This window comes from Noviherbaspirillum agri (genome assembly GCF_054780595.1).
This window is the reverse complement of the sequence record NZ_BAAGWA010000001.1, coordinates 394,580-408,417: the sequence shown is the minus strand read 5'-3', so window position 1 is coordinate 408,417 and position 13,838 is coordinate 394,580. Positions and strand designations below refer to the sequence as shown.

The window sequence follows — 13,838 nt, the reverse complement described above, 5'->3', positions numbered from 1 at the left end:
GCGAACATGTCCAACGAATACCTGCTCGCCATCGACAACGGCACGCAAAGCATCCGCGCCATCCTGTTCGACCTGCAAGGCCACATCGTCGCCAAATCGCAGGTGCATCTGGAGGCTTATTTTTCCGAACAGCCCGGCTGGGCCGAGCATCATGCGGAAGACTACTGGCAGGCACTATGTACTGCCTGCCAACGGCTGTGGGCGCAGTCTGAGATCCCGAAATCCGCCGTCAAGGGCGTGGCCGTCACCACCCAGCGCGGCACCGTGATCAATCTCGACAAGCATGGCAAGCCGCTGCGCCCGGCCATCGTCTGGCTCGACCAGCGCCGCACTACCGAGGTGCCGCCGATCGGTCCGCTGTGGCGCGCCGCGTTCAAGCTCGCACGCGTTGAGAATACGATCAACTTTTTCCGCGGGGAAGCAGAAGCCAACTGGATCAAGGCGCACCAGCCGGAGATCTGGGACATGACGGACAAGTACCTGCTGCTGTCGGGCTACCTCAACTACCGGCTGTGCGGCAGTTTCATCGATTCCGTCGGCTCGCAGGTCGCCTACCTGCCCTTCGACTACAAACGGCTGAAATGGGCCGGCGCGCACGACTGGAAGTGGCAGGCGCTCGCGGTGCGGCGTGACATGCTGCCGGAGCTGGTCCCGCCTGGCACCGTGATCGGCAAGATCACTGGCGCGGCCGCAGCCGACACCGGCATCCTGCCCGGCACGCCACTGATCGCCGCGGCCGCCGACAAGGCTTGCGAGGTGATCGGCGCCGGCTGCCTCGAGCAGAACATCGGTTGTCTCTCCTACGGCACGACCGCAACGATTAACACCACAAGCAGAAAGTATCTCGAGGTCACGCCCTTCATCCCGCCCTACCCGGCGGCGGTGCCGAATGCATACAGCACCGAGGTGCAGATCTTCCGCGGCTATTGGATGGTGAACTGGTTCAAGGAGCAGTTCGGCCATCAGGAGAAATCCATGGCGGCAGAACAAGGCGTCGCGCCCGAAGACCTGTTCGACAACCTCGTCAACGCCGTGCCACCCGGTGCGATGGGGCTGATGCTGCAACCCTACTGGACCCCCGGCATCAAGCAACCAGGGCCGGAAGCCAAAGGCGCGGTGATCGGTTTCGGCGATGTGCATAATCGCGCCCACCTGTACCGCGCGATTCTCGAAGGCCTTGCGTATGCGCTGCGCGAGGGCAAGGAACGCATTGAAAAACGCAGCGGCGTGCCGATCACGTCATTGCGCGTCTCCGGCGGCGGCTCGCAAAGCGACGCGGCGATGCAGCTCACCGCCGACATCTTCGGCCTGCCCACCGCGCGCCCGCATGTGTACGAAACCTCCGGTCTCGGCGCGGCGATCAACGCGGCGGTCGGCTTGCGCCTGCATCCGGACTTCGGCACCGCGATCGGCGCGATGACGCGCATCGGCCGTGTGTTCGAGCCGCAGGCGCATCACAAGCAGACCTACGACGCGCTGTACCACCGCGTGTACAAGAAGATGTATTCGCGCCTGCAGCCGCTGTACCAGCAGATCCAGGAAATCACCGGTTACCCGAGCCCGACATGAATCCGCACATTCGCCCTGCCAGCACAGCCTCGGCCCTGCCGCCCGCTCCCGCATCCATCCTGCATGAGGACGGCACACCTCGCTTCGGCCGCTACGCGGGCCACGTTGACAAGATCGACTGGACGAAGCTCGCGATGCCGTTCGCGCGCAGTGGCCTGTGGCGCCGTTTCCATCACAAGCGCTGGCAATACGTCGCGCTGGCAACAGAAGAACTGTTCTGCGGCATCGCGATCGTCGACATCGGCTGGACCAACACCGCGTTCGCCTATGCCTTCGATCGCCGCCAGAAGCGTGAAGTCGGCAGCTTCTCGCAGGACGGCATCAGCGGGCTGACGGCGCGCGTCAGTGACCGACCCGTTAACGGCACGGCGAGCCGTTTCCGCTTCCTGCAGAACCGCATCGCGTATTCGCAGGTAGACGGCCGCTACCGCCTTGCGCTGCGCTGCAGCAACTTCCAGATCGATGCCGAGTTCGATGCAGCGACGGCGGCGCCGCAGTTGCTCGCTGTCGGCCCGATTGCCGGCGGTGCCGTCCACGCAACGCAAAAATCTTCCGGCATGCCGCTCACCGGCGAAGTGCGCGCGGGTGGCAAGCGTTATGCGCTTGACGGCGGTGTCGCCAGCCTCGACTACTCCAACGGCCTGCTCGCACGCGAAACGTCATGGCGCTGGGCGTCAGCACACAGTCTGACGGTGGGATTCAACCTGCAGAACGGCTACTTCGGCGGACATGAGAATGCGCTCTGGCTCGACGGCGAGGTATTCCCGCTCGGCGCAGCGAGTTTTGACTACAACGCCGCCGACCCGATGGCACCGTGGCACATCCATACCGACGACGGCCTGCTCGACCTGCAGTTCCATCCGGAAGGCATGCGCAGGCAGGACAAGAACCTGCTGGTCGCCGCCAGCCGCTATGCGCAACCGATCGGTATCTTCCGCGGCTGGGTGCGTTCGGCACAGGGTGACGCGCCACGCCGGGTTGAACTGGTGGGCGTGACGGAGGACCACTATTCGCGATGGTGACACCGGGTTGAGACGGTGGTGAGGCCCTCGGCCACAGTGACCACTGTCACGGCTCGGCCTGTCCGTTGGTTCCTTACGCGCGGCAAAGGGCCCCTCAACAAGCGGTCCTGCTAACGCACCTTCTTCAGCAGCGACGTCCGCACCCCGGATGCCGACGTGCCGGGCTTCAGTACCGCAACGATATCCTTGCGCTCGTCGACGATCTCCACCTTGGTAATGGTGTTGAAGTCGTTGCGGTGGTAGCGCAGTGTCCCGATATAGACCGCAGCCGCATCCTTCGGCACATCGAAGTAATAGCCGCCCGGGAACCACAGCTTCGCACCCTCGCGCAGATCGAGGTGCGCCAGGCCGCCGTTGAGGAAGGTGCGCTGGCGCGGTGTCTTGACCATGAATGGCACGCCCCACTCCGCTTCGACGCTGTTCTGGAACTCGGACGCATTGAGCTGCGCCGTGTTGACCGGCTGGTATTCGCCTCCAGTTGCTATCCAGATGCGGCCGAGCATCCGCTTTTCACCAATGACGTTCCAGTGCGTTTTCTGCTCGAAGCGCGTATTGATCGGCGGGACCAGTTCAATCTTTCCGATGACAACCACCTCGGATGCATCGGATTTCAGATCGGTCGCCTCGGGCAGGATGCGCGGTAGCGTGCATGCCTGGAGCGCGAGGCAGAACAGGAGCAAAAGGACTTTTTTCATCGCAACTGGGCCAGTTCGTTTCGGATCCGCTCGGCCATGATGGGAACGTCCACGTCCTTCAGGATTTCCTCGAGCATTTCGCGCCTGGATGGCGCATTGGTGGCAGGCACGACGCCGAATTTCCCTTGTTCGAAAAAGCCGGTCTTCACGTTATTCAGGTTGTACGAACCCATGTGATAGACGCCGGGCTTCTTGATGATGATCGCGCCCACGTCATCGCCCTGCTTGCCGAAGGAATAGTTGTAAATGGTGTTACTGCAAAGGAAAGCCAGGCAGCGCTGGCCGGAGGCCGATACCGTCTTGTGCGAACCATTGGCAAGCGCATAGGAATAGTAGAGATAGCCGCCCTTGAATTCCTTGAGCGCTGCGTGATAGTAAGGCTCACTGGTGTGCGGACGGAATTGGTAGATTTCCACCGCATGCAAGCGGTTGGCATCCACGTCCTTGATGTTCAGCCAGCCGTAACCCAGCGACCGGTCGGTGAAATCCGTTATTTCAGTACTGCTGGCGCAACCGACCAGCAGCACCACAGACAGAACAAGCATGAAGCGTTTCAGCATCGCGTCCCCCCCCCTCAGAATCGGTTTGTTGACATGGTCGCGATCCTGAAGAACGGTGCCGAGAAGGCACGTAAGCCGATTCAGCTCGTCTACGAGGCCGCTTGAGATATGCTTAATGTTTCCATAAAGAAATTGTTGTAATTCTAATTTTGATAGAAAGAAAATCAAACCGAACATCGGCGATATCCCGGCGAATGGTGCAAAGAACCAACAGGTAACGCGCAAATGAAGAGTGCTCACCAGCTTTCGTTGTCCCGGATCGCATCAGATGTGAAAGAGGTTCAGCCTGCCCCCGCGTCTCGCTGCCGCTTCTCGCTGTATTAGCCTGCAAACCAGCTTAATCGTTGTGGCGGCGGTTGCAGCGCATTGCGTCAGCTCTGCACGGGTCCCGATTCACCGGGCGTGCTGGGAAAACCGGCGAGGCGGGATCAATGTTTCCTGTACACCCGCCACCAGAACCAGATGACGCTGAATGCTCCAATGCCCATTAACAACGATAAGGCCAGGATGCCGGTATTGATGGAGTGGCCTTCCGTCACCGGGGTGACTAGATTCTTGGCAAGAATAAAGCCGCCGGCAAAGAACGCCACCATGTAGGCAAAGATCGCCCTGGAACCGACGGTCTTCCTAATCCATTGGTCATAAGCGAGGATGAATTCAACCGGGATCAGCAAGACAAGGACGGCACCGCCAACAAGCAGAACCAGCGGAATGAGGTGGGAGAATTCCATCGATCTGTGCCTCGCGATTTCTTGTTGTGAACCGCCCTGCATTCAATCTGCACGTCATCAGGAGGAATGGCTGCTGATGCATCACAAACCGCCGTCCTTCCTAATTACAAACGGCAAGGATACGTTGCGCTGCAACGATGCCGGATGCGCCAATCCCGGGTTGATGGTTTTTGATCTTAGCGGAATGCTCAGGCAAAAGGAAAGTTTGCCCGTTTTGCGAGCCATTTCCGTTGCGCTAACGCACGTCAGGCTCCCGCGGAGGGAATTCCGGTACGAAGTAGCCAGCAAAGCCGGCCATTCACTTTTTCGCAGCCTTCGACGCAGTTTTCTTGGGGCTGACGGGCTTCTCCTTCTCGCCCGGATCGAGCGCCAGCAAGGTATCGGCGTAGGAGATAAACCGGTTGAGATAGTCGGGGGAGATGTCGCGCATCAGTACCAGCGAGCGCAGCACCAGCATGTGGGAATTGATAGGTCCGGCATTCTTCGGTGCTTGCTCGAGCGCCTGCGCGACCTGCCTGTCGATGCTGAGCTTCGACCAGGTGTCCCTGAATTTCCGTATGGTCTTGAGTTCGGAACGCGGTCCGGCGTTTCCTCCAGAAGGTGCGCCGTCAAGCGTCACAGCGTCTGCATTCTCGGGAGAATGCTGTTCAAGCTGACGGACCAGCGCGCCCAGTGATAAGCGCTGTTCGTTCGCTTGCAGGGTGGCGGCCAGTCGGCGCACTCCCTTGAAATCACCCGCAGCGGAAAGCTGCTCGAGTTCCTTGGCCGCATGCGGATGTTGCGGCGCACTCCGGGCGACGGTGTCACGGGCCTCGTGTTGCGCGCCTTCAAAGCGTTCCTTCAACACGGCCAGCGCCTGCGCCAGCCTGGCGTCGAGCAAGCGTTTGACGCTTCCCTGGTGGTCGGCCGCACGTTTGGCGAGCGCTTCGATATAACTCATGCGCACGGGATCAAACCGGCCCGCACCCGCCTCGCGCAGGGACGCGATCAGCGTGTTGGCGTCAGGGGCTGCATCGGACGGGAGGTCCGCAGCGTCCCTGCAATCCGGCTCACTCATGGCGCGGTGTTCCTGACGCGGCGTTGCCGGCATTGGACGTTTTCGGCACCGGCGCCATTTCCACCCGCCGGTTGAGCGCCCGTGCGGCGTCATCGATATTGGGGCTGACCGGCTGCTCGGAACCGAAGGCAGCCGCGAATACCATCGAGGACGGCATGCCCTCCTCGATCAAGGTACGCGTAACTGTCAGCGCACGCTGCGCCGACAGTTCCCAGTTGTCGGTGAAGGGGCCGCCGCGAATGGGTTTGTCGTCGGTGAATCCGCTCACCATCAGCAGTTCATTGCGCGATGCCAGGTACGCCTGCAGCGGCGCGACCAGGCTCTTCAGCAATTGCCGGCCGTCCGGCTGCAACTGGTCCGAATTGAGCGCGAACAGCACCTGGCCGCTGATGCCGATGCGCCCGTTGTTCAGGGTGATGCGGCCGGAGGCGAGCGGGACGGCGAGTGCCTTCTCCAGGCTCATGCGGCGCTGCTCTTCGAGCTGCCGCTTTTTCACTTCTTCCTGCAGGTCCTTGGTCAGTTCCATCTGGACCGCGACCACGCCGACCAGCACCAGCACGAATGCGCCGAGGAGGCTCGACATCAGGTCGCCAAAGACGGCCCAGACCGGTGCGGTGTCCTCGACACCTGCTTCCCTGTCGATCATTACCTGCCCTCTTCGGCCAACGTGGCCTGCCGGTTCGACAACTGGCGCAGCTCTTCAACCACTTCCTTCTGCGACGTCATGGAGAGGTCGATGATCTCGCGCGCCTGTGCCACGTAGTACGCGAGCTGTTCATCGCTGCGCGACATGGATTTGTCCATTGCGCCTTCGATGCGTTCCAGGTTCGCGATCAGCTTGTCATTGGCGTCATTGAAGGACTGTACTGCGACACCGAATGCTTCCGAAAGGCTTGCGACGTCGACCGCGCTGGTCGTGACACTTGCCGCAATATCCGTCAGTTTTGAGGCTTCCGCAGTCACATGCTCCGCAAACGCATTGGCAGTCGCATTGAGCGCCTTCTCCGAGGAAGCAACCAGCGAATCGATCACGCCTCGCTGCTCCTGCGATGCATGGTTAATGGCATCAAGCAGCGCGTTGAGCGTTTCCATGATGCGGCTGCGCTCTTCCAGCAGTGCGTTGTCGCGAGCTACGCTATGCGAGATTTCCTGGCGCAGTTGTCCGATCACTTCTGCCGCAGCGCGCGGCGCTTCCGAGGCGGTCTCAATGAGGCGCGTGATCGGTCCTTCCAGCGCCGTGCCCAGCGTCGTCAAATGCGTTGTCACCGCAGCCTGCAACTCGCCAAGACGTTCGACGGCGGCATTGCCGCGCGCGGCTTCGTCGTCCTTCAGCGCGCCCAGCTCGGCGCGCAACAGGCCGGCCAGCTGATCCATGCGCTCGCGGTGCTGTTCCACCCATTGTGCTTCGGACGCGATACGCGAACGCAGCAGTTCCTCGGCGGTGCCCACTAGGCGGCTCGTTTCCGCAAGCGACTTCTCTGTGCTGGCCTGCACATGGCCGGTGATGTCCCGCGCGGTCTGGCTCAAGGTGTCGCAAATCTCACGCTGCTGCGAAAGCGTCTGCGCGCCCGTCTGCTGCAATTCGTGCGTGAGCGCCGAGGCCGTGGCTTCCAGCGACTGCGCCCATGCCTGCTGGCGCTGCTTGTCGCGCTCCGCTTCTTCCTCCCTGAGCGCGCCGAACTGCGAGCGCAACAGGCCGGCGAGTTGTTCCATGCGTTCGTTGTGCTGTTCCATCCACTGCGCTTCGGAAGCGATGCGCGAACTCAGCAGCTCTTCCGCGGACGATACCAGGCGCGTTGTCTCGGCCAGCGTCGTGCGGGTGCTGGCCTGCGCGTGTTCCGTCATGTCGTGCGCGGTCTGTTTCAGTGTGTCGAGGATATGCTCCTGCTGGGAACGCGCCTGTGCGCCGCTCTGCTGCAATTCGTTTGCTAGCGCCTTCGCCGTGGCTTCCAGCGATTGCGTCCATGCCTGCTGCTGTTGCTTGTCACGCTCGGCCTGACCGGCCTGCAGGCTGGCGAATGTGTCACCGACTTGCGCCACCAGTGCGCCTGATCGCTGCTCGAATGTCGCGTTGAAATTTTCCAGTGTGCGGCCCATCTCAGCGACGACGGCGGCGCCCGCCTGTTCGTGATTCGTCAGTGCCGCCTTCCACGTGCCGGCCACGGCCGCCGCGGTGTCGTTGAACTGCGCAGAAAGCCCGTCGAGCTGCTTCTGCACCGTTTCCGCCATGCGCTCGTGCATGGTCCGCGCTTCTCGCGCGATCCCGTCCATTGCCGCTTCGACCACGGGTTTGATACTTTCACCCGCGGCATGCGCGCCCTGTTTCAGGCTTTCGCGCAGGGACTGGTCGACGGCGGACGCCAGGCCGGTATAGACGTCCTTGATATTGCGATGAAAATCTTCCTGGTTGCTGAGCAGGCGCTGGCTGAGCTGCTGCCCCAGCTGCTGGTTCATGCTCTCCATCTGCGTCATCATCGCCTGCAATTGCGCGGCCACCGCGGGCAAGGCTTGCGACTGCAACTGCAATGCCTTGAAGGTTTCCTGACGCTGATGGGTGAGCGAGAACGGGCGCAATGCCGTGGCGATCTTCGTATCGAGCAGCTGCGCCGTCTGCATGCGCTCGCGCCGGCTGAACGCGGACATCAAACCGAGCATCGCGGAGGCGGCAACGCCAGCGACCGACGTGCCGAACGCCAGCCCCAGTCCCGAAATGGGCAGCGCCAATGCAGAACGGATCGCCTGCAGGTCCGTGGTTTTTTCCAGCGCGAAGACCGCGCCCTTGAGCGTGACGACCATGCCCAGGAAGGTGCCGAGCATGCCCAGCATTACCAGCAGACCGACCAGATAAGGCGTCAGCGCAGGTCCGGGCAAGGCGACGCGTTCACCCTCGATGCGCAGGCGGACCGGATTCTGCAGCGAGGGATGCAGGCGGGACAGCCATTCGCCGAGGTCCGTCAGGTTGTCGGGAATCGCCGCCAGTGCGGATGCCAATGTGGATGTCGCGCGGCGAAACTGGCGCAATTCCAGTGCGCCGAAAACATAGACTGCACCGATGATGGCTGTCATCGCCAGTGCCAGCAGGCTGGAGTCGATAAAGGCTGCGCCAACCCAGATGATCGCGAGCGCGCCTACGATGAAGGCGACAGTAAATAGGTGTTTATTCATTGCGTATCTTGTTTGAATGCTTCAATGAGCCCCAGTGCCGGTTGCAGGCGAAGCTCCAGTTCGGCCAGCAGCAGTGTTTGCACGTCACTGTGAAAGCGCGCAAGCCAGCCGCCGGTTTGCGTCCAACGGACGGGGTTGTCAGTTTGCTTCGCTTCAGCAAGTTGCTGCTGGTGTTCCTTGAACAATTGTTCAAACCGTTTCTTTAGCAGCAGCGAAATCCTCGACAGCGATTTGCTCTCGCGTTCGCGCAGTATTCTCTCGAACGCCGCGTCCAGTTCCGCCAGTTTCCGGAGCCGCGGTGACGCCTTGGCAACCGTTTCGCGCACATTTACCCTCAGCGGCTGGATGCCCAGTTCCATGTCGCGTTGATGCGCTTCATAAAACCGGCGGTACGGTGCGTATGCTGCCGCCACGTCCATCGACAGCTCCAGGATTGGCTCCGGCAGCTTGATGTGCGCCCTGCCGGGGTTGGGCGAACAGCTCTTCCGGATGGAATTGGCGAGCAGCGCCTGTATCCGGTCATACTCGGCGCACGCGGCGTCGAGCGCGACATCACGCGCGGCGGCGCGCGCCTCCGGTTGCATTTTTCGCAGCGCTGCCGCGCTGTCACCGTGCACGGAAGACAAGTTGATGGCATCCGCAAAGTGAATCCATTGCCCCAGCTGTTCTGCGAATGCCTGCCCCGCATCGGCCGTCTCCGCAATGGCGAGGTCAGCGAGACAACGAATCAGTTTCGAGCTATGAAAGTTGGTACGCGGCAATACTCGCGTCATAGGCAGGTGCGATCAACATCGAAAAACGCAGGTGGAAACAACTTTTCGCACCGAGATCCGCGCGAACACTTGTCCTGCTTGGCAAATTCGCGCCATGTTTTGCAACATTTCATGGCGGACATGAGGCGGCGATTATATCGCGGAGGCATCACGACCTCCAATAAGCACGCGCCGAAAGTCAGATCGGCACATTTGTGAATCTGATCATTCGCGCTCGGGAGCGGGCTTCGTCCCGGCATTGGCGCGCACGCTTGTGCACCGGTTCTTTCGCACAGTGCCGAAGAAGACATGGCCATGGAAGGTCGGGCTGCAGTGCTCGCGCCCCAAAAGACAAAGCCCAGTCAAAAGACTGGGCTTCATTATTTTGGCTCCCCGACCTGGACTCGAACCAGGGACCTGCGGATTAACAGTCCGTCGCTCTACCGACTGAGCTATCAGGGAATGGAGCCGCGCATTATAGAGAGGTGTTGAATCGGCGTCAAAAAATGTTGATGTACCAAAGGCAAGAGCAGTGCCTCATCGCGTTCGCCGGCGCCGCGTTGCCGTCGTCGGGGTTGCCAGTCGTGCCAGATGCTTGACCTCCTCGTAGCGCGCCATGAACATCAGGAACGCCTGTTCCGGCCCGGCCGGGATGATCGTCTCCGGCATCGGCGGCGGCAGGTGCTCCCACTCCATCCACGCATTAGGCAGCAGATCGCGCAACTCGGTTGCCATCGCAATGAGATCCGCTTTCTTCACTTCCTGAAGATGCGCCCGATAACCGAAGCGCCGGGCGAGCGCGTCTTCGATCGGCGCCAGTTTTCGGTTGATCTCATCCCGGCCGAGATAGAGCTTGAGCGGCGACGGCCAGTCGCCCTGGATGAATTCGATCGCATCGTGCCAAAGCGCATCATAGGCTAGCTCCTCCCGCACGATGCGCGACACCATCACGCTGTGCTCCGCGACGGAATAGAACTGCTTCGTCGCACCACACCACCGCGGCTGGTAAGCCAGTGCACGTGCAACGTCCTCCACGGGCAGCCCGGTTGCATCCGGCTTCGTGAGGTCGAACACGAAACCCGAGGCGGTCAGCACCGCTGTGCGTCCACTTGGCTTGATAAAGAGATCCGCTTGATTTCCCTGGCTCACCTGCATGTCCTCCTTCGTACGAGGATAAAGTGTGCCGGATTTTACAGGGGTGCGCTGCAGCGGCCGCTCCACGCCAGTTGCGCCAGTCATGAGGATGCCGGGATCGACGGTTGGAACAGCTGCAACAGCGAAACCGCCTTAGTCGCGGCTGCGACTGCCGCGAGTCTGCCGGTACCGGATCAGCTCCTGCACGAAGCAAGCCCATTCCAGTTCCTCCTGGTACAGCTGTGCGCTGCGCTCCATGTAGTGATACACCCATGTGCATTCGCATTGTTCCGGGCATTCAAGCGTCGGGATTGCCTGCGCCATTGCAGCCGCCATGCGTTCCAGGTCGTCCATGGACACTTCCTGTTTGCTCGTCATACGTCCTCCTTGGGCTATGTCACTACGACAACGGCGACCGCAACTGATTCCTCGGGATGCCCAATCACCGCGCAAAGATCCATTGCGCCGCCACAAACGCGCTGACGCTCACGCGACATCCCGCCTTCGTTGTTCGGCGCCCCAATCAGCAACTACCGACGTCGATCCACATCTTCCTGCCGTCCTGCTGCACCTTCGCTCCCATTTCCTTGCACAGCACAGTCATCCAGTCGATGATGTAGCGCGCCTCATCGCCACGTGCCGTGCGCGTCTGGCACCGTTCGATAAAGACCGGATGTAGCGTGATGCGCCTTACTCGTTCCGGAGAGAGATCGAGCTCGACCAGCAGCTGATGGTCGTTCCTGAAATCCGGATCGACATAATAGTCATCCACCAGGTCCCCTGCCGCATAGATGATCGGGCAGCCGTGATGGAGCTCGATGCCCTGGAACACATGCGCGCTGTGACCGAACAGGATTTTCCAGCCCATTGCGATCGCGGCATGCGCGAGACGCCGGAATTTTCTTGAGGGGCGGAACACCATGTTCGGCCCCCAATGCAGCGACAGGATCGGCCAATCGACGCCCTGCTGGCGCAGCCTGTTCAGCGCTGTGTGCCAGGCCCGCGTGACGGCAGATTCGTCATCAAAATCGAGCCAGGCAATGCCGGGCGTATGCTTGTCTGCAGCGAAGTCGGACTGATGGTCGCAGAACGCCGCCATGCCGAAGCGCAGGCCGTGCCGCTCGACCAGTGCCGGCGACAGCGCCTCGTCCAGATCCGCGCCCGCGCCGGCATAGGCAATATCGTGCTGCTGCAACGTATGGAGCGTATCGATCAGCCCTTCCGTACCGAAGTCGAGCGCATGGTTGTTGGCCAGGCTCACCATGTCCACGCCGGCACCCGCGAGCGACGCGATCGCCTGCGGCGGCGCGCCGAAGTAAAACGCCTTCGGCATGCCCGGCCACTGCTCCAGCGACGGGGTCATCGCACATTCAAGATTGACGATCGTCAGGTCCGCATCACGCATGAGCGGTGCAATCGGACCAAGCGGATAGTCCGGGCCAAAGCGAAGGATGCATTCCTTCACATTGCGGCCCAGCATGACATCGCCGCCGAACATGGCGCGCACGCCGGGAGCAGAGTCAGCTTGCATGGGCAAAGACCCTCCCTAATGTGGCAAGGACGGCATGCAACCGCGCAGCCGCCTGCAGGCAAGTCCATGGAGGAACTATACGCCCGGCACCACGTGCCCGTTTGCAGGACCGATCAGATTTTTGAAAACTTTGATCCACCACAAAAAGCCCCGTGTCATCATGCAGGAACCGCCGCCGTACCAGCGTCTCTATGTGCTATCAGGGAGCACGCAATGCCTTCCCGGAGGAGAAATGCCATGCAACTCTTCGTCCTTCTCACCCGCCTGTCGCCGGAAGCGCTGAAGTCCCCTGCCTCGGTGGAAGATTTTGAAAAGCGCGCGGTCAAGCATATCGAGGAAGAATGCCCGGATGTGAAATGGCTGCACAGTTATGTGCTGTCCGGTCCGTACGATTATCTGGATATCTTCTCCGCACCGGATTTCAATGCCGCGCTGAAAGTCTCTGCGATGATCCGAACCTTCGGGCGCGCGCATTCCGAGATCTGGAGCGCGACGGAATGGAGCAGTTTCAAGGACATCCTGCATTCACTGCCTGCGCGCTAGCAGGCTGTTGAAAACTACTGTGCGGGCCGATCTTAATGCCTGTTCGCTACGTTTTTCAACAACCTGCCTGGAGTCCTGCCACACCCAGCAATCAAGCGTCCAGCAGCTCCGTGATGGAACCGCCTTCATGCAGGCGGCGAATCGCTTCGGCAAACAATGGCGCGCAGTTCAGCACGGTAAGTTTCGCCCGCGCAGGCGTTGCGTCGAGTCGAAACGGTGGCACGGTATCCGTCACGACGATCGCTTCCAGCGCGCTGTCGGCGAGCACGCCCGGTGCGTCGTCCGTAAACAAGCCGTGCGTTGCGGCGGCGAACACGCGCACCGCGCCGCCATCGCGGCAGGATCGTGCGGTGCGCACCAGCGTGCCGCCGGTGCTGATGAGGTCGTCGATGATGATCGCGTCCTTCGCATGGACATCGCCGACCAGCATGTTGCCGCTGACCTTGCCTTCGCTGCGGTATTTCTCGGCAAACGCAGCACCGACCGGCTTGCCGATCGTCTGCGCAAGGCGCTTACGGAACTGATCGGCACGCTTGATGCCACCGGCATCCGGCGAAACCACGACCACGTCCCGCTCCGTCAACAGTGGCGCGAAATGGCTGCAGAACAGTTTCTCCGCTTCCAGGTTTTCGGCGTTGCAGCGAAAGGCATTCTGGAATGCGGCGAGGTTGTGCACGTCCATGGTGACGACGGCATCCGTGCCCACCGCTTCGAACAGCGCGGCGACATAGCGGGTAGTCACCGGGTCGCGGGATTTGCTTTTCCTGTCCTTTCGCGCATAGGCGAGGTAAGGCACGATCGCGGTCACGCGTGCGGCGGAGGCATCCTTCAACGCCCCAATGAAGAACAGCAGGCGGCACAACTTGTCGTTGCCGCTTGCGCCCGCTTGACCGTACAGAGACTGGACCACATACACGTCCTTGCCGCGCACACTCACCAGCGGCCGTGCCTTGTGCTCACCGTCCTCGAATTCGCGCTCTTCATGCGGGCTCAGCGAAACGCCAAGATGTGCAGCCACCTGTTCGCCGAACACGCGGCTGCTGTCAAGCGCAAACAGGATCATGCCTTGGTCTATCATG

Annotated in this window: 14 protein-coding genes and 1 tRNA gene; 3 read left to right on the top strand and 12 right to left on the bottom strand. The window is 61.2% G+C overall.

Going from position 1 to position 13,838, the window contains the following annotated elements; translation table 11 throughout:
- Positions 1-6: 6 nt before the first annotated feature.
- Both ACYVIA_RS01755 and ACYVIA_RS01750 read left to right on the top strand, forming a co-directional pair.
- Positions 7-1,569: an FGGY-family carbohydrate kinase gene (locus ACYVIA_RS01755; RefSeq protein ID WP_460837288.1), complete on the top strand. Its 1,563-nt coding sequence runs from the start codon at positions 7-9 to the stop codon at positions 1,567-1,569.
- Positions 1,566-2,591, top strand: a complete 1,026-nt coding sequence (locus ACYVIA_RS01750; RefSeq protein WP_460837287.1) for a DUF2804 domain-containing protein — start codon at positions 1,566-1,568, stop codon at positions 2,589-2,591. The genes ACYVIA_RS01755 and ACYVIA_RS01750 overlap by 4 nt, the downstream gene beginning before the upstream one ends.
- Before the next feature lie 110 nt (positions 2,592-2,701).
- Here ACYVIA_RS01750 and ACYVIA_RS01745 read toward each other — a convergent pair whose 3' ends face one another.
- The 11 genes from ACYVIA_RS01745 to ACYVIA_RS01695 all read right to left on the bottom strand — a co-directional run bounded on the left by ACYVIA_RS01745 (position 2,702) and on the right by ACYVIA_RS01695 (position 12,216).
- Positions 2,702-3,286, bottom strand: coding sequence for a hypothetical protein (locus ACYVIA_RS01745; protein WP_460837285.1), 585 nt, complete (start codon positions 3,284-3,286; stop codon positions 2,702-2,704).
- Positions 3,283-4,086: a hypothetical protein gene (locus ACYVIA_RS01740; RefSeq protein WP_460837284.1), complete on the bottom strand. Its 804-nt coding sequence runs from the start codon at positions 4,084-4,086 to the stop codon at positions 3,283-3,285. The genes ACYVIA_RS01745 and ACYVIA_RS01740 overlap by 4 nt, the downstream gene beginning before the upstream one ends.
- Positions 4,087-4,274: 188 nt before the next feature.
- On the bottom strand, positions 4,275-4,577 hold the full coding sequence (locus ACYVIA_RS01735; protein ID WP_460837282.1) for a hypothetical protein: 303 nt from the start codon (positions 4,575-4,577) through the stop codon (positions 4,275-4,277).
- Between the two features lie 298 nt (positions 4,578-4,875).
- Entirely contained in the window at positions 4,876-5,634 is a 759-nt protein-coding gene (locus ACYVIA_RS01730; protein ID WP_460837281.1) for a DUF2894 domain-containing protein, read from the bottom strand.
- Complete coding sequence (locus ACYVIA_RS01725; RefSeq protein WP_460837279.1) at positions 5,627-6,280, bottom strand: OmpA family protein; 654 nt, start codon at positions 6,278-6,280, stop codon at positions 5,627-5,629. Before ACYVIA_RS01725 ends, ACYVIA_RS01730 begins: the two co-directional genes overlap by 8 nt.
- Positions 6,280-8,799, bottom strand: a complete 2,520-nt coding sequence (locus ACYVIA_RS01720) for a DUF802 domain-containing protein (RefSeq protein WP_460837276.1) — start codon at positions 8,797-8,799, stop codon at positions 6,280-6,282. The genes ACYVIA_RS01725 and ACYVIA_RS01720 overlap by 1 nt, the downstream gene beginning before the upstream one ends.
- Positions 8,796-9,572 carry a DUF3348 family protein gene (locus ACYVIA_RS01715; RefSeq protein ID WP_460837274.1) on the bottom strand — a complete coding sequence of 259 codons (777 nt, stop codon included), beginning with the start codon at positions 9,570-9,572 and terminating at the stop codon, positions 8,796-8,798. The genes ACYVIA_RS01720 and ACYVIA_RS01715 overlap by 4 nt, the downstream gene beginning before the upstream one ends.
- 365 nt (positions 9,573-9,937) lie before the next feature.
- Positions 9,938-10,013 (bottom strand) — tRNA-Asn (locus ACYVIA_RS01710).
- A 75-nt stretch (positions 10,014-10,088) separates the two neighbouring features.
- Complete coding sequence (locus ACYVIA_RS01705) at positions 10,089-10,790, bottom strand: hydrolase (protein WP_460837272.1); 702 nt, start codon at positions 10,788-10,790, stop codon at positions 10,089-10,091.
- 48 nt (positions 10,791-10,838) lie between these two features.
- Entirely contained in the window at positions 10,839-11,063 is a 225-nt protein-coding gene (locus tag ACYVIA_RS01700; protein WP_460837269.1) for a hypothetical protein, read from the bottom strand.
- Between the two features lie 145 nt (positions 11,064-11,208).
- Positions 11,209-12,216, bottom strand: a complete 1,008-nt coding sequence (locus tag ACYVIA_RS01695; RefSeq protein WP_460837267.1) for a CapA family protein — start codon at positions 12,214-12,216, stop codon at positions 11,209-11,211.
- Positions 12,217-12,453: 237 nt separating this feature from the next.
- Here ACYVIA_RS01695 and ACYVIA_RS01690 point away from each other — a divergent pair, with 237 nt between their 5' ends.
- Complete coding sequence (locus tag ACYVIA_RS01690; protein ID WP_460837265.1) at positions 12,454-12,759, top strand: GYD domain-containing protein; 306 nt, start codon at positions 12,454-12,456, stop codon at positions 12,757-12,759.
- Positions 12,760-12,850: 91 nt separating this feature from the next.
- On the opposite strand, the gene ACYVIA_RS01685 is transcribed toward ACYVIA_RS01690, so the two are convergent.
- Positions 12,851-13,837: a ribose-phosphate diphosphokinase gene (locus ACYVIA_RS01685; protein WP_460837264.1), complete on the bottom strand. Its 987-nt coding sequence runs from the start codon at positions 13,835-13,837 to the stop codon at positions 12,851-12,853.
- Position 13,838: the final 1 nt, after the last annotated feature.